The sequence below is a fragment of the Bacteroides togonis genome, assembly GCF_900130135.1.
GTDB lineage: Bacteria > Bacteroidota > Bacteroidia > Bacteroidales > Bacteroidaceae > Bacteroides > Bacteroides pullorum.
In genome coordinates this window covers 3,647,798-3,667,972 of sequence record NZ_LT670820.1, presented here as the reverse complement: position 1 = coordinate 3,667,972, position 20,175 = coordinate 3,647,798, and the positions used below count along the sequence as shown (strand labels likewise).

The window sequence follows — 20,175 nt, the reverse complement described above, 5'->3', positions numbered from 1 at the left end:
AAATTTTGATGGTTGGTAATTGACAATCAGGATATGCCGCGTGAACGGCGTTTCTTCTTTTTCTTGCGTTGCAGCCTGCGGGCGAGTGCCTCCTCCTGCGGGTCCGGCCCGTTGATGTCGGGACTGAATATCCCGAAAGCCTGCTCGATGGTACTTTCCATGCTGTCGGAAAGGCTCTCCCGTGTGCCGGCATATTGTCCGGGAGCTTCCTGTTCCGGAAATTCCTGCGGCCTGCTGAAAAGCTGTTCGAAGGCGTTGGCGGAAAACTCCTTGCCCAGACGGGAGCCGTTATATACCTCACGGTTCCTGTGGTCGATGAAAGTCACGCCGTAGATGCGGCCTTCCTCGTTTTCCCTGAACACCACATCGATGCCCTTTTCCCCGAGAAGCCGGATGAAGTCTTCCCGGTTTCCACGGCATCCGTGCATGGCCAGCGCGACGGTGTCATGGATTTTCGGCTGCCACTTCCGGCTCCTGAAGTCACGGACATTGACGGCAATCCTTTTTTCTATCCCTTCGTAGCCGAAGCGCTTGCCGATGAGCGAGGACTTGATAGGCGTGCATACCGGCCTGCCCGTATCGTCTGTCAGGGTATATACGATACCGTTGTAGGGTGAACCTTCAAATTCTCCTCGAACCTGTTTGGCCTCGATGTTGAAACATGAGAGCATGGCGCTGAACTCCCCGAATGTCTGGAAGCGGTAGGCGGTGAACACGCTCTTGAGGATATTGCCGACCTGACGTTTCACGTCCCCGTCCCGGTAGTCCGCTTTCTTTAGATACGGTTCCAGCAGTTCATTCCGCTTGTCTGCCACAGGTTTGAGCCCGAATTTGTTTTCCAGTTCCCGGCAGGCTTTCATCGAGCGGTTCCATTCGTATGCGTCACTGATTTTCTCGCCGTTCTCCTTTACGCAGGTGGAGACAATATGGACATGCCTGCGGTCAATGTCTTCGTGCAGATAAACGATGTAGGGCTGGTCGCCGTAGCCCATCTTCTGCATGTACTCGCGTGCCAGTTCCGCGAACTGCCCGTCCGTGAGGCGGTCGTCCACCGAGGGATTCAGGGAGATGTGCAGTACCGGTTTCTCCGTGTTTCTGTTGGCTGCGAGATAGCTCTCGAAAGCCCACAGCGTCTGCTGCATGACATTGTGGGGATTTCCGCTGAGGTCGGTAATCATGCGGTTGCCTGCGATGATACGGGCGGTTGCCTCGTCCACTTTACGCTGGTTGTAGATGACCGCCCCGTAGAGCGATACACCACGGTTGATCTTAGCTACCATTCTGCTGCTCCTCCTTCCTTCTTTTTATAAGGTATTCCTCCTCGAACTCCCGGGTAAGCATGACAATCCGCTTGCTCAGTACCACCAAGTCGATAGTGGCTTTCTCCAGATTTCGGAGCAGGGCGAATGCCCGCTTCTCGCCGAAATTGGACTTGACTGCCTTCACCGTCTGGTTGTAGTTGTTGCCGATAGCCTGGAACTGGTGGTAGAAATTGGTCAGCCTGATGTAGTAGTCCATCGCCGCTTTGTCGATTCTGACTACCTTCATTTCGCGTCCGAAAATCATCGCCTTGATGAATCTTGCCCGTTGTTTCATCCCGGATTTTTCAAACAGCAGCTCGAAATTTCCGTTCTCTTCCGAAGTCAGTTTGATACCGTAGCGGAATACTGCCGGGTCGGTCTTCGGTTTTCTGCCCGTGCTTCTTCTTGTTCTTCTTTTACTGTTTTCTTCCATACGCATTGAGATTTTCTGTTTCTGATTTTACGTCATGGATTTCCGACTTTGGAGGAAATCCCTCCCGAGCCTTCAGGCGAGTGGCAAGTTTGTTTTGGGATGCCCGAATCATTTCGGGCTGCCCAAAACACAACTTGCTATGTTCGCTTGAACATGAATTTGCCTGAAGTCAAATTGAGTTTTGACCTTCAGCCTCATTCTTCGGCTTCGGGATAGCTCCATCCGGTATCCATTCCGTTGTCGGTGGCAAAGTTACGGCGGTATATTTATCTGTAAAACAGCGGATTATATGTAACAAGATGTCATACGGTGACAAGGGTCGTCACCGTCTCCGGATGATGGTGATTATTCGGGAAAATCCTCTTTTATTTGCAGTGCGGACGGTTGCAACAGACAGGTCTGTACCTGTTTCCCTGTTGTTCTGTCGGTTCGTGTAACCGGCTGTTGCAGTACACAGACAGACATTGGTCGGGTTATTTGTCTGTTGCAACCGATGACGTTTGGTTTGTCGGTTGGTGCGCACCATACAACCGTATCACCAAGCAAGCAGACAACAGACAGATAAGACAACCGTGTAATAAACAATTAAAACAATCAGTTATGAAGAAGAACCCGTTATTCGTTGCCGTGAGCAACCAGAAAGGAGGAGTAGGCAAAAGTACGATGCTTGTAACGCTTGCCAGTCTCCTGAGTTATTCGATGGACAGGAATATCGCCATCGTTGACTGTGATTCCACCCAGCGCAGCCTGTTCAATCTGAGGGAGCGTGACATGGAAATGGTGGAGAAGAACAAGAAGTATATGGTACAGCTTGATGAGCAGAGGCTTAGAGGCCGCAGGATTTATCCTATCCGAAGGGCAAGGCCGGAGGATGCGCGTCAGATTGCCGGAGAACTTGCGGAAACAGGTGATTATGACATCATTTTCATAGACTTGCCAGGGACAATGGATGTGTCAGGCGTCTTGCAGACCATTTTCAATGTGGACTATGTGCTGACTCCCATTGCCGCCGACAATTTTGTCATGGACAGCAGTTTCAGTTTTGCAAGCAGTGTCATGAAGTTCACGAGGGAACGGAAGGATATTCCCCTGAAAGATGTATTCCTGTTCTGGACTAAGGTCAGAAGAAGAAGCAATACCGAAGTACTCAACAATTATATGGCACTGATGAAGAAACAGGGACTTAAAGTACTGGATTCTACCATCCCGGATTTGTGCCGTTATGAGAAGGAGTTTTCCTCGTCATCCAGAACATTTTTCCGTTGTTCTCTTTTGCCTCCTCCGGCAGGACAGCTCAAGGGCAGCGGTTTGCAGGAACTGGCCGATGAATTGATTGTAAAACTTAATTTTTAATGAATATGGCAAAGAAGATCGTGAAAGTGGATGAGGATGCTGTCCGTGGGTATATGGTAGCCGCCATGACCGACAAGCCCGGTAGGAATGACAATGCCAGGGAAGAGGATACATCTTCTGAAGTGGAGTCCGAGCCGGAACCTGTCGGGGATACCGTGCCGGACAGACCGAAGACACGCAGAAAACGTGAGTCGGACAGTGGCTTCCGACAGAAATATCTGGTGAATACCCCCATGCCGGGACGTATTCAGGTGTATCTTAACCGTAAGCTGTACGATGAGATAAAGAACTATCTTCATGTAATAGCTCCGGAGGTTAGCATTTCAAGTTATATCAGCAATATCATTGCGGAGCATATCGAACTTAACATAGATGAAATTACCCAAATGTATAAGGAACGTTTTTCACCCCCTAAAATTTGAAAGTTATGGAAATGTCAGTATTTTATTTTTCAGTAAAGTTGGTGTCAGCCATCTACATATTGCATAAAGTGTGGGCAATCATTTTCTGCCCTGTGTCGTATGATTTCTGGGACAGGCTTCTTCGTCATGCCCGCCGTATACGTGTTGGACTGTGGAGGAAACGGAAAAAACGCATGGTGGAGAAAGCGGGAAAGAATTCCGGGAAAACCTTTGTCGGAGACAGTCGGGGTTCGGCTGTAAAGGATGGTACATACTCGCCTGTACGGGCGGACAATGATACGGACGATGACGTGATCGGCAAGACAAACATTGTATATCTGGAAGACCCGGATATGGCCCGCAAGATACCTGTACGCACTATGGAACTGGAGAAGGTCGCAATCGACCAGGATGAAGAGATTAACTCGGATGACGTGGAAAATAGAATCACTTCCGGTAACGGATTGACGGAATCGGACAGACAGGACCTCATGGCTTCCGAGGAGTCTATTCCTGACCCTGAGTTCTCCAAGCCTCTTACTTTTGAAGAACTGAGTAATGTGGCAGAGGTACTGATGTCTGCCACGGAAGACCGGAAAAACATTCAGGCTGCCGCAGAAACCCTGTACCGTCTTCAGGATACGGATCTGTTCGGATTCTTTTCCACTGAGATAAGTACAACCGCCCAGGTCGAAAAACTGCTGAAGGAGCATCTGGACTCCTCTGGACGGCTGCTGTCTGAAACGGAAGTTTCAAAGCGGAATTCAAAAAGGAATGTTATTGATTGGAACAAGTATATGTAAAGATGGAACAGACCGTTAAACGTAAAGGCATAGGCTCTGAAAACCCTTCGTCAGAAAATTCAGCCGGACATAGAGCTGTCTTGATATTGTCAGATGATGATATTCAGGATTTTGTCAGAAAGGAAAAGGAGAATATGCAGAAAATAGGAATGTTGTTGGACAATATGATGGATCAAATCAATAATGTACCGGAATATGTCCCGGACAACTCGGATGAGTCATTTGATATTGGAAAATATGTTTAAGTTAAATAGTTCTATATATCATTGATTCAGGATAATTTGTCGTTATTTTGCAATCAGATAAAGAAAGGTCTATGGCAGTAACAAAAGCAATATTGGAAAAATGGATGGCGGCCCAGAAGCGTCACCGTCTGTCGGACAGGCATGTGCAGATGGCACGTGAACTTGGTCTGAATCCTGACAAACTCGGGAAGATTGACAACCACAGACAGGAGCCGTGGAAAGTTCCGCTTCCGCAGTTCATAGAGAATATCTACTTCAAGAGGTTCAAGCGTGAGCAGCCTGAAACTGTCAGGCCGCTGAAACAGATTCTGAAGGAAATGGAATTCAAAAAGAAGCTGCAAAAAGAGAAAAAGGAGGAACGAAGGAAACAGCGTGTCTTCTCTTCCGATTCAGCAGCAGAGTAAACAGCGTTCACATGACATGAAGCGAAGTCTGAAAGCCGCCCGGTTTTCAGACTTCGCTTTTTTGATTCTGACAAGTTGCAGCGTTTTTATTTTTTCATGGAGAGTGCCCGTTTTTATATTCTCCCTTATTTCAAGCGGCTGCCCAAAATTCTTTTTCATATCGTTTGGAAATCCCTTTCCGATGTAACGTAATGACACCCGATGTCATGCATCGTCAGTGTTGTAAATCAATTAATTAAGCGTTATATATTCGTGGTCGAAATCATTTTTTGTCTCACCAATTAAAAGTTTCGACACATGAAAAAAAGATTCTTTTTTGCAGCCATGATGCTGCTTGCAACGACAGGGGCCTTCGCCCAGGGTAACGGTATCGGCGGTATCACTGAAGCCACCAACATGGTCACTTCCTATTTCGATCCGGGAACCAAATTGATTTATGCCATCGGAGCCGTGGTCGGTCTTATCGGAGGCGTGAAGGTCTATTCCAAGTTTTCCTCGGGAGATCCCGACACCTCCAAGACGGCAGCCAGCTGGTTCGGTGCCTGCATCTTTTTAATCGTAGCCGCCACAATCTTACGTTCATTCTTCCTCTGATTATGGCGGAGTATCCTATCAACAAGGGAATCGGCCGCAGCCCTGAGTTCAAGGGGCTGAAAAGCCAGTACCTGTTCATTTTCGCCGGCGGACTGCTCGCCCTGTTCGTCCTGTTTGTCATCATGTACATGGCAGGCATCGACCAGTGGGTATGTATCGGCTTCGGTGTCATCTGCGCTTCGGTGCTTGTCTGGGTGACTTTCCGCCTGAACGCGAAATATGGTGAATGGGGACTGATGAAATTGCAGGCGCTGCGCCGCCATCCCCGCTACATCATCAGCCGGAAGGGTTTCCTCCGGTTGATTTGTCCAACCCCGAAAAAACGTAATGTATGAGAAATGTAATGAAAGCCGCCACACTGGAAAGCCGGTTTCCTCTGATGGCCGTCGAGCACGGGTGCATCATCAGCAAGGATGCCGACATCACCGTGGCCTACAGGGTGGAGCTGCCCGAAGTGTTTACGCTGACACGCGCCGAGTACGAGGCCCTCCATTCCACATGGGCGAAGGCTGTCCGGGTTCTGCCGAACTACAGCATCGTCCACAAGCAGGACATCTTCATTGAGGAGAGCTACAGACCTGATATCTGCCGGGATGACCTGAGTTTCCTCAGCCGCAGCTTTGAACGGCATTTCAACGAGCGGCCGTACCTGAACCATACCTGCTATCTGTTCCTGACAAAAACCACGAAGGAGCACAGCCGCACGACCAGCAGCTTTAACGCCCTCACGCGCGGGTTCATCATCCCCAAGGAGATGCAGGACAAGGATACCGTCGCACGCTTCCTGGAATGCTGCGGGCAGTTCGAGCGTATCGTGAACGACAGCGGCCTGGTTCGCATGGTCAGGCTGACGGACGAAGAGATTATCGGTACTGAAACCTCCGCGGGCATTATCGAAAAGTATTTCTCGCTCTCGCAGGAGGACACGACCAGCCTGCAGGACATCACTCTCGGAGCCGGGGAAATGAAGGTCGGCGACAACCTGCTCTGCCTGCATACCCTCTCCGAAACGGAAGACCTGCCGTCATCCGTGGGTACGGACAGCCGTTATGAACGGCTGTCCACGGACCACAGCGACTGCCGCCTGTCCTTTGCCGCACCGATAGGGATACTGCTCACGTGCAACCATATCGTGAACCAGTATCTATTCATAGACGATTCGGCGGAGAACCTGCGAAAGTTCGAGCAGACCGCCCGCAACATGCACTCGCTGTCCCGTTACAGCCGTTCCAACCAGATCAACCGTGAATGGATTGAGGAGTATCTGAACGAGGCGCACAGCAAGGGACTCACTTCCATCCGTGCGCACTGCAATGTCTTTGCATGGAGCGATGACCGGGAGAAGCTGAAGCGTATCAAGAATGATGTGGGTAGTCAGATTGCCCTGATGGAGGCCAAGCCCCGTCACAACACGGTCGATGTGCCGACACTCTTCTGGGCGGCCATTCCCGGCAATGCCGGTGATTTCCCGTCAGAGGAAAGCTTCTACACCTTCATCGAGCAGGCCCTGTGCCTGTTCATCGGGGAAACGTCCTACAAGGATTCACTCTCGCCGTTCGGCATCCGCATGGTGGACCGTCTGACCGGAAAGCCTGTCCATCTGGACATTTCCGACCTGCCGATGAAGAACGGTACGATTACCAACCGCAACAAATTCATCCTCGGACCTTCGGGCAGCGGAAAGTCATTTTTCACCAACCACATGGTGCGCCAGTATTACGAACAGGGAGCGCATGTGCTGCTGGTGGACACGGGAAATTCCTATCAGGGACTGTGCAGCCTTATCCATGCACGCACGCATGGCGAGGACGGCATCTATTTCACCTATGAGGAGAGCGATCCGATAGCCTTCAATCCTTTCTACGTGGAGGACGGTGTGTTTGACATCGAAAAGAAGGAGTCCATCAAGACGCTTATCCTTACCCTGTGGAAACGTGACGACGAGCCGCCGACACGTGCCGAGGAGGTGGCACTCTCCAACGCGGTCAATCTCTTTCTGGAGAAGATACGCACGGACAGTACCGTGGTTCCGTCCTTCAACACCTTCTATGAGTTCATCCGCGACGAGTATCAGGAAATCCTGAAGACCAAGCGTACACGGGAGAAGGATTTTGACGTGTGGGGATTCCTGAATGTGCTGGAACCTTATTACAAGGGTGGCGAATACGACTATCTGTTAAACTCCGAAAAGCAGCTTGATCTGTTGTCCAAACGCTTCATTGTCTTTGAGTTGGACAATATCAAGGACAACAAGGTACTGTTCCCGATTGTCACCATCATCATTATGGAAACCTTCATCAACAAGATGAGAAAGCTGAAAGGTATTCGCAAAATGATTCTGCTGGAGGAGGCATGGAAGGCCATCAGCAAGGAAGGTATGGCGGAATATCTGAAGTACCTTTTCAAGACCGTCCGAAAGTTTTTCGGAGAGGCTGTTGTCGTTACCCAAGAGGTGGAAGACATCATTTCGTCACCCATCGTCAAGGGAACCATCATCAACAACAGCGACTGCAAGATTTTGTTGGACCAGAGGAAGTATGTCAACAAGTTCGATGAAATCCAGTCCCTGCTGGGTTTGACCGATAAGGAACGTGCCCAGATTCTCTCCATCAATATGGCCAACAGCCCGTCCCGCAAGTACAAGGAAGTGTGGATAGGTCTCGGCGGAACACAGTCGGCGGTCTATGCCACCGAGGTCTCGCCGGAAGAGTACTACACCTATACGACCGAGGAGACGGAAAAGCTGGAACTGATGCGGCTTACCCGGAAGCTGGGTGGCAATATCGAGCTGGCAATCAAGCAGCTGGCCGAGAGCAAGAGGAAAAAGTGAAATCATTTATCAACCAATTAAACTTCTGAATTTATGTATAGCGATCTGGAATCTAATGAAAGCAAACGCCGTGAGGTCGTGTCATCCCTCTACTGGTCCCTGATGCAGGGCTGGAATATTCCTCTTTCCATACAGGAGTATTACGGACTCACGGAGGATTACCGTCTGTTCCATCAGCTTGAAGGGATGGCTCCTGACGAATACCTGCGGAAGAGGCAGATGGGGGAAGTACCCGACATTCTGGAGGTGGATGCAAGACTGACACATGCGGTGGAGAAGATTTTTGAAAGTGTGTGTCCCCGTCCTCCGGCTGAATACCTTGACAAGCTGAACGGGGAACTGGAGAGGCTGGGCAGTATTGCCGCCTCGCCGGGTTCCGTACATGACCCGATACATATCCGCCCGGATTTTCTTGTGAAATACGGCATTGACAGGAGCAGTCCGGAGGATGTGATACGGAAACAGGCGGAGAAGGCTTACCGGGAACTGGACGCCCGATTTGTCAGGATGACCGGCAGACGTCCCTATGCGGACGAGTTCTTCAGGAATATCAGGCCTGCCCGCACGGTCTCTTCGGAAACAACACTGCGGAGAAAACCGCACATCAACGTCCGTCCTAAGCCGAAAGGCCGCAAGATGGGACTCTGAACTAACGGAAAAGATTTATCAACCATTAAAGATTAACGACATGAAGAAAAGAATTCTGACAGCCTTATGCTGTATCTGCCTCCTTTCGGCAGGCAGGGCACACGCCCAATGGGTAGTGACCGATCCCGGGAATCTTGCCCAGGGCATCATCAATGCCGCCAAGAACATCGTCCACACGTCCTCGACGGCTGGCAACATGCTCAACAATTTTCAGGAGACGGTCAAGATTTACAAGCAGGGCAAGGAGTATTATGACGGCCTTAGGAAAGTGAAGAATCTGGTACGCGATGCCCGCAAGGTGCAGCAGACCATCCTGATGGTCGGCGACATCACGGAAATCTATGTGACCAGTTATGAGCGTATGCTCAGTGACCCTTATTTCACCCCTGAGGAACTGAGTGCCATCGCCCTCGGCTACACGAAGCTGCTGGAGGAGAGTGCCAATCTGCTGACGGACCTGAAGACGGTGGTCAACGAGAACGGCCTTTCGATGAACGACAAGGAACGTATGGACATCATCGACCGCTGTTATACCGACATGCTGCAATACCGTAGTCTGGTGCAGTACTATACCAACAAGAACATCGGCGTGTCGTACCTGCGAGCCAAGAAACAGAATGACCTTGACCGCGTGATGGCCCTGTACGGTTCACCCAACGAACGCTACTGGTAATTTCAAGGAGGATTGCTTATGGTATTGTTGGCTGTGAATTTTGACAATCTGCACCAGATCCTACAAAGTCTGTACACGGACATGATGCCGCTCTGTTCGCAGATGACCGGCGTGGCCAAGGGCCTTGCCGGATTGGGAGCCCTCTTTTATGTGGCGTACCGTGTCTGGCAGTCGCTGGCCAGGGCCGAACCCATTGACGTATTCCCCCTGCTGCGTCCGTTTGCTCTGGGTATCTGCATCATGTTTTTTCCGACCATCGTGCTGGGTACGCTCAACAGCATCCTGTCACCCATTGTGACCGGGACGCACAGGATTCTTGAGACACAGACCTTCGACATGAACGAGTATCGGCAGCAGAAGGACAAGCTGGAGATTGAGGCGATGCGGAGGAATCCCGAGACGGCCTACCTGGTGGACAAGGAGGCTTTTGACAACAAACTGGATGAACTGGGAGCTCTGGACGCTATCGAGGCTTGCGGTATGTATGTGGACCGTGCCATGTACAACATGAAGAAGTCCGTGCAGAATTTTTTCCGTGAGCTGCTGGAACTGATGTTCAATGCGGCAGCGCTTGTGGTGGACACGCTAAGGACATTCTTCCTGATTGTCCTTTCCATTCTCGGACCGATTTCCTTTGCCATTTCGTGCTGGGACGGCTTTCAGGCCTCGCTGAGCCAATGGTTTGTTCGCTATATCAGCATCTATCTGTGGCTGCCCGTCTCTGATCTTTTCAGCAGCGTGCTGGCACGCATACAGACCCTGATGCTTCAGAGGGACATCGAGCAGCTGTCCGACCCCAACTTCATTCCGGACAGTTCCAATGCCGTGTACATCACGTTCCTGATTATCGGCATCATCGGGTATTTCACGATTCCGACCGTGGCCAACTGGATCGTGCAGGCCGGTGGAGGTGCAGGAAATTACGGCAAGAACGTGAATCAGGCTGCTTCCAAGACGGGCTCCATTGTGGGCGGTGCCGCAGGTGCTACTGTAGGAAATGTGGCCGGAAGACTAATCAAGTAACAATCATAAAACGAATAAGAATGGAATTCAAATCATTGAAAAATATCGAGACCAGCTTCCGGCATCTGCGCCTGTTCGGAATAGTCTATCTGGGTGTCTGCACCCTGCTTGTGGGCTATTCCGTGTGGAAGGCATACAGTTTTGCCGAAGCCCAGCGCCAGAAGATCTATGTGCTGGATGAGGGGAAGTCGCTCATGCTCGCCCTCTCGCAGGACCTGGAGCAGAACCGTCCCGTGGAGGCAAGGGAACATGTCAGACGTTTCCATGAGCTGTTCTTCACGCTGGCCCCTGACAAGAGTGCCATCGAGGGGAACGTGCAGCGTGCCATGTTCCTGAGTGACCGTTCCGCCTATTCCCATTACGGGGATCTGGCCGAACAGGGTTATTACAATAGAATAATTTCGGGCAATGTCAGCCAGCGTATCGAGATAGACAGCGTGAAATGCGACTTCAACACCTATCCGTATGATGTCATGACATACGCACGCCTTTTCATCATCCGTGAGAAGAGTGTGACGGAACGCAGCCTTGTCACGCATGGCAGGCTTCGGAATTCCACCCGCAGTGACAACAATCCGCACGGGTTCATCCTGGAAGGGTTCCATGTGCTGGAGAACAGGGATATCAGAATGTATGACAGATAAAAACAAGGTATGTATGAGAAAGATGTATGTAAAAATCAAGGATTTTATCGGGGGCAGGCTGCGCGGCCTTTGTGACAGGCTCACACCCCGTCAGAGGGCAATCGCCGTCATCGTGATGGCTTCCCTTTTCGCGCTGGTGAATTTCTACATGATTTTCCGGGCGATTTATGACATCGGACGGGAGGACGCCCGGCAGGACATCATCAGGATAACGCCGCTTGAGGTTCCCGACTTTGTGCCGGCGGATACCCTTTCCGACGTGAAAATCCGTGAGATGGAAGAGTTTTTTAACCAGTTCAACAGGTAAGGTTATGAGTACGGATGCAGAAAAATTGAAACAGAAGCAGAAAATCAGGAAATATCTGGTTTTCACCGGTATGTTCCTGCTGTTCCTCGGGTGTATGTGGCTGATTTTCGCCCCGTCCGAGAAAGACAGGCAGGAGGCGGAAAGGAAGACGGGCTTCAATGCCGAACTTCCCGACCCGAGGGGTACGGGTATCGAGGCGGACAAGATGGCTGCCTATGAGCAGGCGGACATGGTTCGCCGGCAGGAGGAGAAGAAGCGTACGCTGGCCGACTTCTCCGCCCTGGCCGATGGACACAGACAGGAAAATGTCCCGGAAACAGAAACGGAGCAGGAGATTGGAAGTGAAAATGAAAGCCGTGCGTACCGTTCCGTAGGAAACGGCAGGACGGGAGCTTTCGCCTCTTCCGCCTCGGCCTACAACGACATCAACGCCACGCTTGGCAGCTTTTACGAGAGTCCGGAGGAAGACCCGGAGAAGGAGGCGCTGAAAGCAGAGGTGGAACAGCTCCGCCAGGCTGCCGCAACGCAGACGGCCGGACCGAGCTACGAGGAGCAGGTGGCCCTGCTGGAGAAGTCCTATGAGCTTGCCGCCAAATATATGCCTTCGGGCGGCAGCACGGGAACAGCGGAGAGTCAGGAGACGGAAAGCCCCTCAAGGGAGAGGAAGGCGAAAGCCGTTCCCGTCGGGTTGGTTTCCTCTCCGGTCGTGTCGTCCCTTCCTCAGCCTCTTGCCGACTCGGTGCAGTTCGCGAGACTGCTTTCCGGTGCGGATGCCGGCTTCCATACGGCTGTGGGCAGTGCCGGGACACAGAGGACGAAAAATACCATACGAGCCTGCGTGCATGGCGACCAGACCGTCATCAGCGGACAAAGCGTGCGTCTCAGGCTGCTGGAGGCCATGCGTGTGGGAAGATATGTGCTTCCCCGTAATACCCTGCTGACCGGTGAGGGACGTATCCAGGGCGAACGGCTTGGCATTGAAATCCTTCAGGTCGAATATGACGGCAATGTCATTCCCGTGGAACTGGCGGTGCTGGACAGTGACGGACAGGACGGGATATTCATTCCCGGTTCGACGGAAGCGAATGCGGTAAGGGAAGTGGCCGCCAACATGGGACAGAATCTCGGCACGACCATCTCCATCACCAACCAGTCGGCAGGCGACCAGCTCCTCTCCGAGCTTGGACGGGGGGCCATACAGGGCGTGTCGCAGTACATTTCCAAGAAGATGCGCGAGGAGAAGGTGCATCTCAAATCAGACTACGGACTGATGCTTTATCAGAACAACAATCAATAACCCATTAAAACAGTAAAGACATGAAAAAGATTCTTTTGATGCTTGCCCTCGCAGGCGGCGTTACAAGTGCACATGCACAGTCGGCTGATACCACGGCCGTAAATGATTTGACCCTGAAGGCGGATATCTATCCGCAGCAGGAGGACGGCGACCTCTATCACGGGCTGTCCAGAAAGCTCACCTTTGACCGGATGATTCCGCCATACGGACTGGAAGTGACGTATGACAAGACAACCCATATCATCTTTCCCTCGGCTGTCCGTTACGTGGATCTCGGTTCTCCTAATCTGATTGCGGGCAAGGCGGACGGTTCAGAGAATGTAATCAGGGTCAAGGCTACCAGAAAGAACTTCCGTGAGGAGACCAACATGTCGGTGATTACCGAAAGCGGAAGTTTCTACACCTTCAATGTCAAGTATGCCGATGAGCCTCTGCTGCTCAACATTGAGATGGCCGATTTTATTCATGACGGCAGCGAGGTGAACCGCCCGAACAATGCCCTTGACATCTACCTGAAGGAACTCGGCAGTGAGTCGCCCAAGCTGGTACACCTTATTGCCAAGGCCATCCACAAGGATAACAGACGTCATGTCAAGCATATCGGGAGCAAGGCGTTCGGCATCCAGTACCTGCTGCGCGGGCTCTATACCCACAACGGGCTGCTCTATTTCCATACCCAGGTGAAGAACACGTCGAACGTGCCTTATGAGGTGGATTTCGTGACGTTCAAGATCGTGGACAAGAAGGTACTCAAGCGCACGGCCATTCAGGAACAGGTGATATTTCCGCTGCGTGCCTACAACTATGCCACAGCTGTTGCCGGAAAGAAGGACGAGCGTACCGTCTTTGTCTTTGACAAGTTCACCATTCCCGCCGACAAGATGCTGGTGGTGGAGATGCACGAGAAGAGCGGAGGCCGTCACCAGACCTTCACCGTGGAGAGTGAGGATATCGTGAGAGCGAGGGTGATCAATGAACTTAAAGTGAAATGACCATGAAGAAGTATCTGTTTCTTTTTGCCGTATGCGTATCGCTTGCCCTGTCATCGGGGCAGGCATACGCCCAGCGTTACCTTCCCGGAATGAAGGGCGTGGAACTCAGGGGAGGCTTTGCCGGAAGCCTGCAATCTCCGGTTGACTGGTACACGGGGGTTGCCGTGTCGGGCTATACGAAAAGGGCCAACCATTGGGTGGCTGGCGTGGAATACCTGCTGAAGAACTACGGCTATCGCGGGACTTCCGTTCCACGGGCCCAGTTTACGGCCGAGGGCGGTTATTACCTGAAGTTCCTGTCCGACCCGGCGAAGATATTCTTCCTCTCTGTCGGCGGTTCCGCCCTGGTGGGATATGAGACGTTGAACTGGGGAGAAAAGGTTCTGTATGACGGTTCCATGCTTTCCCACCGCGATGCCTTCGTCTATGGCGGAGCCCTGACGCTGGAGCTGGAAAGCTATGTGACGGACCGTATCGTGCTGCTTGCCCATGTGCGTGAACGTGTGCTTTGGGGAAGTTCGCTGGGAAAGTTCACGACACAGTTCGGGCTTGGAGTCCGTTTCATCATCAATTAGACGCCTATGGATATAGAGATGATCAGAGGCATTCCCATTGAGGAATTCCTGTCCCGTCTGGGACATGAGCCCGTCAGAAGGCACGGCGACGAATGCTGGTATCTCTCCCCGTGCCGTGAGGAAAGGACACCTTCGTTCCATGTGAACACCCGCAAGGGTGTATGGCACGACTTCGGTACCGGGCATGGAGGCGACATCTTCACCCTTGCGGGAGAACTTTCGGGATGTGACGGCTTCATGGCTCAGGCGAGGTTTATCGCCGGAGTATATGGAGGCACAATACCTGAATATGCCGGACAGAAAAGAGAAAAGGAAAGTGTCAGGACAGAAAAGCGGAAAGAGGCTTCCCGCTTTGAGGAAGTGGTACGGAGTCCCTTGTACTGCAATGTCCTGCTCGGTTATCTGAAGGGACGCGGTATTCCTGCCGAAATTGCCCGTGCAGAGTGCGAGGAAGTACGGTTCCGGCTGTACGGCAAGCGGTATTTTGCCGTCGGCTTCAGGAATATGAGTGGAGGCTATGAGCTACGGAGCAGGTTCATGAAATGGTGTATCCCGCCCAAGGATATTTCCGTTATCCGCAACGGCTCGCTTACCTGCAACCTGTTTGAGGGTTTCATCGATTTCCTTTCGTGGAAGGTACTCGGCATCAGCCGCGGTGAGGACTATCTGGTCCTCAATTCGGTGGCCCTGCTTGAACGCTCGTTCTCTTATCTGGACCATTACGGGAAAATCCGGTGCTACCTGGACAATGACGATGCCGGAAAAAGGACACTGGCCGTCCTTCGGAAACGCTACGGTGACAGGATTGACGATTGTTCCGACCTGTATGCCGGATGCAAGGACCTGAACGAATATCTGGAAAGCAATTTTCCGCCTGAACAGTAATTTTTTTATAAACCGTTAAAACAAGAAATGAATATGAAACCGATTATGAACAAGAAAGGGCTGTTTGCCCTTGTATGCGCCCTGATGGGCATGACCTTCAGTATATTGACCTCGTGCAGCGATGACCTTGACGTGCAGCAGTCCTATCCCTTTAAGGTGGAGACGATGCCGGTTCCCACACGTATTGTGAAGGGTGAAACCGTGGAAATCCGCTGTGAACTGAAACGTGAAGGACGGTTCTCCGACGCCCGATATACCATCCGCTATTTCCAGCCGGACGGCAAAGGCAAGCTGCGCATGGACGACGGGATGGTGCTGCTGCCCAACGACCGTTATCCCCTGGACAGGGAAGTGTTCCGCCTTTATTACACCTCCGAGTGTGAGGACCAGCAGAGCATCGACATCTATTTTGAGGACAACAGCGAGCCGGCACAGCTTTTCCAGCTGACCTTCGATTTCAACAATGAGACCGAGGATGAGGATACCGTGGTTACCTCCGGCGGTAAGGAACAGCCTGTCGTCATCGTATCACAATGAACCTGACCTGCCTATGGGAATAAGAGCAAAATTGTTTGCGGCGTTTTTCGCCATTGCCTGCTTCGGGAGCATACCGTTGTGGGCGGAGAATCCGGTAAAGGAGAAACAGGACAGGTTCAGCCTTGCCGTCGAGTGCATCAAGCGGTTTGAGGGCTGGCATTCTTCCCGGCATTACCCCTATGTTGGTTGGGGGCATTGCCTGCAACCCGGGGAAAAGTATTCTGCCCATACCATGACAAGGCAACAGGCTGATGAACTTCTCAGGAAGGATTTGCGCAAGTTCTGCGCCATGTTCAGGCAATTCGGAAAGGATTCTCTGCTACTGGCCACGCTTGCCTATAATGTCGGTCCTTATAGGCTTTTAGGCAGTAAGAAGATACCCAAGAGCACTCTTGTCAAGAAACTGGAAGCCGGGAACAGGGACATTTATAAGGAGTACATTTCCTTCCGCTGCTATAGAGGCAAGGTAGTTCCGAGCATTGAACGGAGAAGGAAGGTGGAGTTTGAACTCCTTTATATACCGTGATTAAATTATTTATAAGCCTTCCTTTGATACAAAGAGAAGGCTTTTTTCTTGTCAAAGTAAAATTATAAGTATGATATCAGTAAAGGTAAAGTTTAGACCATCAACCGTTGATGGAAAGGAAGGTAGTTTATACTACCAAATAATATATAAGAGAGTACCTCGACAATTTGTGACAGATTATAAAATAAAGACTGCTGAATGGAATATATATAGCGGTAATCTGGAATTTAGTCAGGCGGATATGCCAAGATATAATTACTTGTCAACAGTCATACAGAAAATAGAATGGGACAAAAGAAGATTTCAGCAAATTTTTAACAGACTGTTATCTTCTAATAAAACATTCACTACGGACGACATAGTACAGGAGTTTCAGAATCAAGCTTCGGAAATTACTTTATTCAACTATATGAATAATATGATTAGCCGATTTTGGAAACAGGGACAGTATCGAACGAGTGAAACATATTCATCTACTCTTAACAGTTTTTCTGAATTCAGGAATGGAGTGGATCTATATTTTGAAGATATGGATTCTGACCTGCTGCTTGCATATGAATATCATCTTAAGTCTAAATCTCTTTCTCCTAACACAATATCTTTTTATATGAAACGTCTGAGAGCCGTTTATAATAAAGCGATTGATGACGGATTTGTTGAAAATAAAAATTTGTTTAGGCGTGTATTTACATCTTCCGAGAAAACAGTTAAAAGAGCCATTTCACTAAAACATATAAAAAAACTGAAAAACTTGGATTTAAGTTATTCAGTTTCAAAAGAGTTTGCTCGTGATATATTCTTATTCAGTTTTTATACTCGGGGAATGTCATTCGTGGATATTGCCTATTTACAGGAAAAGGATTTAAAGGGCAATGTATTGAGTTATCGCAGGAAAAAGACCGGGCAATTATTGAATATTCAATGGGAGCATTGTATGCAGGAAATCGTTAATAAATATTCTTCTTCTACCATATCTCCCTATCTCTTGCCTATCATAAAAAGACCTGAAGGAAATGTGCGCAAACAGTACCAAAATGTACAGTCGTTAATTAATCGTAATCTCAAAAATATAGGAAAGGATTTGAATTTGCCAATACCATTGACCATGTACTGTGCCCGTCATTCTTGGGCAAGCATTGCACGAAGTGAAGGAATACCGATTTCAATTATCAGCGAAGGAATGGGGCATGATTCTGAAAGTACTACACAAATTTATCTTGCTTCTTTAGAAACGCAGGTAATAGATAAAGCTAATCGGAAAATACTAAAACTGCTATAATCAAAAATCTTATTATATGGAGTCCTCAACAGACTCCTTTTTTATTCAAACTGTTTAGGTAAAATATCAATCTTCTGCTAGGAGATAGATACATTTATGCAAATGTAGTTGTTTTGCTGCATTTTAGCTCATTATTTTGATGTTTTTTTTCAGTGTCGGTTAATAATTTTTCGTCCAAATCTCTAAAGTATAACAAATTTTATGAAAAATTCATACATAAAACTATGGCTATTAGATATATGAACGTGAATATCTATCTCCTAGCAGGAGATATGAAGGTAAATGCACTTTGATAATTGATTGTAACGATAATAAGAGTGAAACAAATAGATAAAGAATATATCAAATCTTTGTCTGATCAAGAGATTGTTCAGGCTATTCTAAAAAGAGATGCTCGTGTAACTCGATTGTATCTCTATGAAATGTATTATCCCATTTTCAAAACAAGATATGATAAATATTATACGGATTGTGAATCCTGTCTTGAATTTATTAATGAAATATATGTGTATTTGATGACACCAACCCCCCAAAAAGGAAAATGTTATTTAGCATCTTTCGGGTTTGGATGTCGTTTAGAACATTGGTTAAAAATTGTTGTAGAGAATTATTGTCATCAACTTTTTAAGAAAAGGCCAATGATTATAGAAGTTTCAGAGGATTCAAGTGATAGAAAAATAGACAGTATAGCCACTATAAACATAAAAAGTTTAAATCAAGCAGATGTTAACGCTATGTTGGGGCTAATGCGCAACAAACGTTATCGTGATTTAATTCGCTATCGTTATGTGGAAGAAAAGACAAATGAAGAGACAGCAGAATTATTGGGAATGTCGATGGACAATTACTACAATAAGCACAAACTTGCAAAAGAGCAATTTACTAATGTCTTAAAGAAGGAGGGCTTGATATGATAAAGAATATTAAACCATTACCAATTTCCGAAGAGACATTAGGAGCTTATTTGGAAGGAAATTTGTCTTCAACAGAAACAACTCAAGTGGAAGATATGATGAATTTGGACAATGATTTTAGGGATTTTGTAGTTGAGGTTTCTGTTGCAGATCCTGATATAACGGAGTCTATTTTTGATGCTCATCCTAATTTTGACACGGAGTTTGAATTGCCGGAAGTGCCATTGACCCTTGATTTGCACTCTAATTTAGATTGGTCGAACCCAATATCTGAAATAGAAGATATTGAAGTCGCAACATCTGCATATAGTGAATCTGACGAAATGCTTGGATCAGGTGATAATCATATCCCAGAAGAAATAGGGGATGATTCGAATTGTGATGGAATTGAAGTTCACAACGACTTAAATGGGGATACGGAATGTATGCCTGATAACACGGAGTTATAATCATGATAAGTATGACAGGAATGAATACAGTTGGGACGAATATTAATGCAGGAGGCGGCTTTGGATCATATATGCTAGTTAACGCTGTAGCACAAACCCTCATGGGATACCATCGTAGAGGAGAACAAGATGTGGCTGCTGCAAAAAGCGAACAATTTCAAGAAGAATTGGCTGAAGCTAAACGCGAATTTCAAGATGAAATCGAAGCGAAAAAGGTCGCCGATATGCGGCATAAGATGAGAGTAACGAGAGAATATCGCTTAATCGAAAAATTTGAGAGTTCAAAACTCAAATCTTTAATGGGCGAACTAAAAACTTTATTAGATAAGGAATTCCCATTAAAAGACGAAGCCTTCCCGATTATTATAGATGCAATTGAAGAATACAGAAAATTAGGTTATGGAACCCAGGTACCACTTAATGTTATCTTATTGCATACATTGGGAAATGCTGGAATTGATTACGACGAAATCGTTGATACTCTAGACCTCTATGGTGATAAATTAGGGAATATAGTATATCGACGCTGGTGTGATAAGGATGTGGCACGGAATGCGGCACTTTTTAACTTACATGCTATATTGGGAAATATCCCCACTGTTGTCATATCTCCTCTCTTCTGGAAAAACAAGGTGCATTTTACCGCTGCAATGTGGGATGCGCAATGCGAGACTAAGCCCTTGGTTCGACCATTATTTTCAATAGATTGTGATTTTATGCAATTGAAATCGACTGACTACCGACAGGCGTTTCAACAAAAGTTAACAATGATTACGACTGTTATATCTGGTTGTGCTCGTGATTCGTATGTCCTTTTGGCACATGGTTTAACTCCAACATTTCCAAAGTTGCTTCAGGAAGACGAGGCTTTGAGAGAAATGTTGTTAGCAAAAGAGAACAAGCCTGTTTTGGACTTTATTCTTAATGACTACCGAAATACAATACAATCATTAACGAAGTTGGACTCATCTAAAAAAGTATTCACGGACGATGAAAAAACAATTTTAATCGGACAACTGAATAATGCTACAAAAATGATTGAAAATCTATAAAAGAGTACGC

26 protein-coding genes are annotated in these 20,175 nt (G+C 48.5%); 23 read left to right on the top strand and 3 right to left on the bottom strand.

Annotated elements, in window-relative coordinates; genetic code table 11:
• Positions 1–26: 26 nt before the first annotated feature.
• Both mobB and mobA read right to left on the bottom strand, forming a co-directional pair.
• The gene (gene mobB, locus BQ8005_RS15460) at positions 27–1,280 is read right to left on the bottom strand and encodes a conjugal transfer protein MobB (RefSeq protein WP_075318652.1); all 1,254 of its coding nucleotides are present in this window, start codon (positions 1,278–1,280) and stop codon (positions 27–29) included.
• Positions 1,270–1,740 carry a conjugal transfer protein MobA gene (gene mobA, locus BQ8005_RS15455; RefSeq protein WP_075318651.1) on the bottom strand — a complete coding sequence of 157 codons (471 nt, stop codon included), beginning with the start codon at positions 1,738–1,740 and terminating at the stop codon, positions 1,270–1,272. The genes mobB and mobA overlap by 11 nt, the downstream gene beginning before the upstream one ends.
• A 594-nt stretch (positions 1,741–2,334) precedes the next feature.
• Between mobA and BQ8005_RS15450 the strand changes: the two genes are divergently transcribed.
• The 5 genes from BQ8005_RS15450 to BQ8005_RS15430 all read left to right on the top strand — a co-directional run bounded on the left by BQ8005_RS15450 (position 2,335) and on the right by BQ8005_RS15430 (position 4,940).
• On the top strand, positions 2,335–3,087 hold the full coding sequence (locus BQ8005_RS15450; protein WP_075318650.1) for a ParA family protein: 753 nt from the start codon (positions 2,335–2,337) through the stop codon (positions 3,085–3,087).
• Between the two features lie 5 nt (positions 3,088–3,092).
• Positions 3,093–3,509 carry a DUF3408 domain-containing protein gene (locus BQ8005_RS15445; RefSeq protein ID WP_075319293.1) on the top strand — a complete coding sequence of 139 codons (417 nt, stop codon included), beginning with the start codon at positions 3,093–3,095 and terminating at the stop codon, positions 3,507–3,509.
• A gap of 5 nt (positions 3,510–3,514) precedes the next feature.
• Complete coding sequence (locus tag BQ8005_RS15440) at positions 3,515–4,291, top strand: DUF4122 family protein (RefSeq protein WP_029426976.1); 777 nt, start codon at positions 3,515–3,517, stop codon at positions 4,289–4,291.
• A 2-nt stretch (positions 4,292–4,293) separates the two neighbouring features.
• Positions 4,294–4,536 (top strand): hypothetical protein, encoded by a 243-nt coding sequence (locus BQ8005_RS15435; RefSeq protein WP_075318649.1) that lies wholly within the window; start codon positions 4,294–4,296, stop codon positions 4,534–4,536.
• 71 nt (positions 4,537–4,607) lie between these two features.
• The gene (locus tag BQ8005_RS15430; protein WP_029426974.1) at positions 4,608–4,940 is read left to right on the top strand and encodes a hypothetical protein; all 333 of its coding nucleotides are present in this window, start codon (positions 4,608–4,610) and stop codon (positions 4,938–4,940) included.
• Here BQ8005_RS15430 and BQ8005_RS17755 read toward each other — a convergent pair.
• The gene (locus BQ8005_RS17755) at positions 4,926–5,099 is read right to left on the bottom strand and encodes a hypothetical protein (protein WP_234984069.1); all 174 of its coding nucleotides are present in this window, start codon (positions 5,097–5,099) and stop codon (positions 4,926–4,928) included. The genes BQ8005_RS15430 and BQ8005_RS17755 overlap by 15 nt on opposite strands.
• Positions 5,100–5,237: 138 nt before the next feature.
• On the opposite strand from BQ8005_RS17755, the gene BQ8005_RS15425 reads away from it, so the two are divergent.
• The 18 genes from BQ8005_RS15425 (at position 5,238) to BQ8005_RS15340 (ending at position 20,165) form a co-directional block, all read left to right on the top strand.
• Positions 5,238–5,534 (top strand): DUF4134 domain-containing protein, encoded by a 297-nt coding sequence (locus tag BQ8005_RS15425; RefSeq protein WP_005801791.1) that lies wholly within the window; start codon positions 5,238–5,240, stop codon positions 5,532–5,534.
• 2 nt (positions 5,535–5,536) lie between these two features.
• The gene (locus tag BQ8005_RS15420; protein ID WP_005801790.1) at positions 5,537–5,869 is read left to right on the top strand and encodes a DUF4133 domain-containing protein; all 333 of its coding nucleotides are present in this window, start codon (positions 5,537–5,539) and stop codon (positions 5,867–5,869) included.
• A complete protein-coding gene (locus tag BQ8005_RS15415; protein ID WP_075318648.1) occupies positions 5,866–8,364 on the top strand; it encodes a TraG family conjugative transposon ATPase in 2,499 nt (832 codons plus the stop codon). The genes BQ8005_RS15420 and BQ8005_RS15415 overlap by 4 nt, the downstream gene beginning before the upstream one ends.
• Before the next feature lie 33 nt (positions 8,365–8,397).
• On the top strand, positions 8,398–9,012 hold the full coding sequence (locus BQ8005_RS15410) for a hypothetical protein (RefSeq protein ID WP_075318647.1): 615 nt from the start codon (positions 8,398–8,400) through the stop codon (positions 9,010–9,012).
• A gap of 40 nt (positions 9,013–9,052) precedes the next feature.
• The gene (locus BQ8005_RS15405) at positions 9,053–9,685 is read left to right on the top strand and encodes a DUF4141 domain-containing protein (protein ID WP_055172651.1); all 633 of its coding nucleotides are present in this window, start codon (positions 9,053–9,055) and stop codon (positions 9,683–9,685) included.
• Between the two features lie 18 nt (positions 9,686–9,703).
• Positions 9,704–10,708, top strand: a complete 1,005-nt coding sequence (gene traJ, locus BQ8005_RS15400) for a conjugative transposon protein TraJ (protein ID WP_029426969.1) — start codon at positions 9,704–9,706, stop codon at positions 10,706–10,708.
• 20 nt (positions 10,709–10,728) lie between these two features.
• Complete coding sequence (gene traK, locus BQ8005_RS15395; protein ID WP_029426967.1) at positions 10,729–11,352, top strand: conjugative transposon protein TraK; 624 nt, start codon at positions 10,729–10,731, stop codon at positions 11,350–11,352.
• Between the two features lie 13 nt (positions 11,353–11,365).
• A complete protein-coding gene (locus BQ8005_RS15390; protein ID WP_075319292.1) occupies positions 11,366–11,659 on the top strand; it encodes a TraL conjugative transposon family protein in 294 nt (97 codons plus the stop codon).
• 4 nt (positions 11,660–11,663) lie between these two features.
• Entirely contained in the window at positions 11,664–12,956 is a 1,293-nt protein-coding gene (gene traM / locus BQ8005_RS15385) for a conjugative transposon protein TraM (RefSeq protein ID WP_075318646.1), read from the top strand.
• A 20-nt stretch (positions 12,957–12,976) separates the two neighbouring features.
• Complete coding sequence (gene traN, locus BQ8005_RS15380) at positions 12,977–13,948, top strand: conjugative transposon protein TraN (protein WP_075318645.1); 972 nt, start codon at positions 12,977–12,979, stop codon at positions 13,946–13,948.
• A 2-nt stretch (positions 13,949–13,950) separates the two neighbouring features.
• Positions 13,951–14,523 carry a conjugal transfer protein TraO gene (locus BQ8005_RS15375; RefSeq protein WP_075319291.1) on the top strand — a complete coding sequence of 191 codons (573 nt, stop codon included), beginning with the start codon at positions 13,951–13,953 and terminating at the stop codon, positions 14,521–14,523.
• Between the two features lie 6 nt (positions 14,524–14,529).
• On the top strand, positions 14,530–15,408 hold the full coding sequence (locus BQ8005_RS15370) for a toprim domain-containing protein (RefSeq protein ID WP_075318644.1): 879 nt from the start codon (positions 14,530–14,532) through the stop codon (positions 15,406–15,408).
• Positions 15,409–15,441: 33 nt separating this feature from the next.
• Positions 15,442–15,945, top strand: a complete 504-nt coding sequence (locus tag BQ8005_RS15365; RefSeq protein WP_075319290.1) for a DUF3872 domain-containing protein — start codon at positions 15,442–15,444, stop codon at positions 15,943–15,945.
• Positions 15,946–15,958: 13 nt separating this feature from the next.
• Entirely contained in the window at positions 15,959–16,471 is a 513-nt protein-coding gene (locus BQ8005_RS15360) for a glycoside hydrolase family protein (protein ID WP_075318643.1), read from the top strand.
• Between the two features lie 70 nt (positions 16,472–16,541).
• Positions 16,542–17,750, top strand: a complete 1,209-nt coding sequence (locus tag BQ8005_RS15355; RefSeq protein WP_075318642.1) for a tyrosine-type recombinase/integrase — start codon at positions 16,542–16,544, stop codon at positions 17,748–17,750.
• Positions 17,751–18,067: 317 nt separating this feature from the next.
• Positions 18,068–18,664 (top strand): RNA polymerase sigma factor, encoded by a 597-nt coding sequence (locus tag BQ8005_RS15350; RefSeq protein WP_144430717.1) that lies wholly within the window; start codon positions 18,068–18,070, stop codon positions 18,662–18,664.
• Entirely contained in the window at positions 18,661–19,113 is a 453-nt protein-coding gene (locus BQ8005_RS15345; RefSeq protein ID WP_029426951.1) for a hypothetical protein, read from the top strand. The genes BQ8005_RS15350 and BQ8005_RS15345 overlap by 4 nt, the downstream gene beginning before the upstream one ends.
• 11 nt (positions 19,114–19,124) lie before the next feature.
• A complete protein-coding gene (locus tag BQ8005_RS15340) occupies positions 19,125–20,165 on the top strand; it encodes a hypothetical protein (RefSeq protein WP_159436276.1) in 1,041 nt (346 codons plus the stop codon).
• The last annotated feature ends 10 nt before the right edge of the window (positions 20,166–20,175 follow it).

Excerpts from the sequence above, each read along its gene's own strand:
- BQ8005_RS15430 (WP_029426974.1), top strand. The coding sequence starts at position 4,608 with ATGGCAGTAACAAAAGCAATATTGGAAAAATGGATGGCGGCCCAGAAG.
- BQ8005_RS15445 (WP_075319293.1), top strand. The coding sequence starts at position 3,093 with ATGGCAAAGAAGATCGTGAAAGTGGATGAGGATGCTGTCCGTGGGTAT.
- BQ8005_RS15425 (WP_005801791.1), top strand. The coding sequence starts at position 5,238 with ATGAAAAAAAGATTCTTTTTTGCAGCCATGATGCTGCTTGCAACGACA.
- BQ8005_RS15440 (WP_029426976.1), top strand. The coding sequence starts at position 3,515 with ATGGAAATGTCAGTATTTTATTTTTCAGTAAAGTTGGTGTCAGCCATC.
- traN (WP_075318645.1), top strand. The coding sequence starts at position 12,977 with ATGAAAAAGATTCTTTTGATGCTTGCCCTCGCAGGCGGCGTTACAAGT.
- BQ8005_RS15390 (WP_075319292.1), top strand. The coding sequence starts at position 11,366 with ATGAGAAAGATGTATGTAAAAATCAAGGATTTTATCGGGGGCAGGCTG.
- BQ8005_RS15345 (WP_029426951.1), top strand. The coding sequence starts at position 18,661 with ATGATAAAGAATATTAAACCATTACCAATTTCCGAAGAGACATTAGGA.
- BQ8005_RS15410 (WP_075318647.1), top strand. The coding sequence starts at position 8,398 with ATGTATAGCGATCTGGAATCTAATGAAAGCAAACGCCGTGAGGTCGTG.
- BQ8005_RS15405 (WP_055172651.1), top strand. The coding sequence starts at position 9,053 with ATGAAGAAAAGAATTCTGACAGCCTTATGCTGTATCTGCCTCCTTTCG.
- mobB (WP_075318652.1), bottom strand. The coding sequence starts at position 1,280 with ATGGTAGCTAAGATCAACCGTGGTGTATCGCTCTACGGGGCGGTCATC.
- BQ8005_RS15450 (WP_075318650.1), top strand. The coding sequence starts at position 2,335 with ATGAAGAAGAACCCGTTATTCGTTGCCGTGAGCAACCAGAAAGGAGGA.
- BQ8005_RS15340 (WP_159436276.1), top strand. The coding sequence starts at position 19,125 with ATGACAGGAATGAATACAGTTGGGACGAATATTAATGCAGGAGGCGGC.
- BQ8005_RS17755 (WP_234984069.1), bottom strand. The coding sequence starts at position 5,099 with ATGAAAAAGAATTTTGGGCAGCCGCTTGAAATAAGGGAGAATATAAAA.
- BQ8005_RS15355 (WP_075318642.1), top strand. The coding sequence starts at position 16,542 with ATGATATCAGTAAAGGTAAAGTTTAGACCATCAACCGTTGATGGAAAG.
- traJ (WP_029426969.1), top strand. The coding sequence starts at position 9,704 with ATGGTATTGTTGGCTGTGAATTTTGACAATCTGCACCAGATCCTACAA.
- BQ8005_RS15370 (WP_075318644.1), top strand. The coding sequence starts at position 14,530 with ATGGATATAGAGATGATCAGAGGCATTCCCATTGAGGAATTCCTGTCC.
- mobA (WP_075318651.1), bottom strand. The coding sequence starts at position 1,740 with ATGCGTATGGAAGAAAACAGTAAAAGAAGAACAAGAAGAAGCACGGGC.
- BQ8005_RS15435 (WP_075318649.1), top strand. The coding sequence starts at position 4,294 with ATGGAACAGACCGTTAAACGTAAAGGCATAGGCTCTGAAAACCCTTCG.
- traM (WP_075318646.1), top strand. The coding sequence starts at position 11,664 with ATGAGTACGGATGCAGAAAAATTGAAACAGAAGCAGAAAATCAGGAAA.
- BQ8005_RS15420 (WP_005801790.1), top strand. The coding sequence starts at position 5,537 with ATGGCGGAGTATCCTATCAACAAGGGAATCGGCCGCAGCCCTGAGTTC.
- BQ8005_RS15375 (WP_075319291.1), top strand. The coding sequence starts at position 13,951 with ATGAAGAAGTATCTGTTTCTTTTTGCCGTATGCGTATCGCTTGCCCTG.
- BQ8005_RS15415 (WP_075318648.1), top strand. The coding sequence starts at position 5,866 with ATGAGAAATGTAATGAAAGCCGCCACACTGGAAAGCCGGTTTCCTCTG.
- BQ8005_RS15365 (WP_075319290.1), top strand. The coding sequence starts at position 15,442 with ATGAAACCGATTATGAACAAGAAAGGGCTGTTTGCCCTTGTATGCGCC.
- BQ8005_RS15360 (WP_075318643.1), top strand. The coding sequence starts at position 15,959 with ATGGGAATAAGAGCAAAATTGTTTGCGGCGTTTTTCGCCATTGCCTGC.
- traK (WP_029426967.1), top strand. The coding sequence starts at position 10,729 with ATGGAATTCAAATCATTGAAAAATATCGAGACCAGCTTCCGGCATCTG.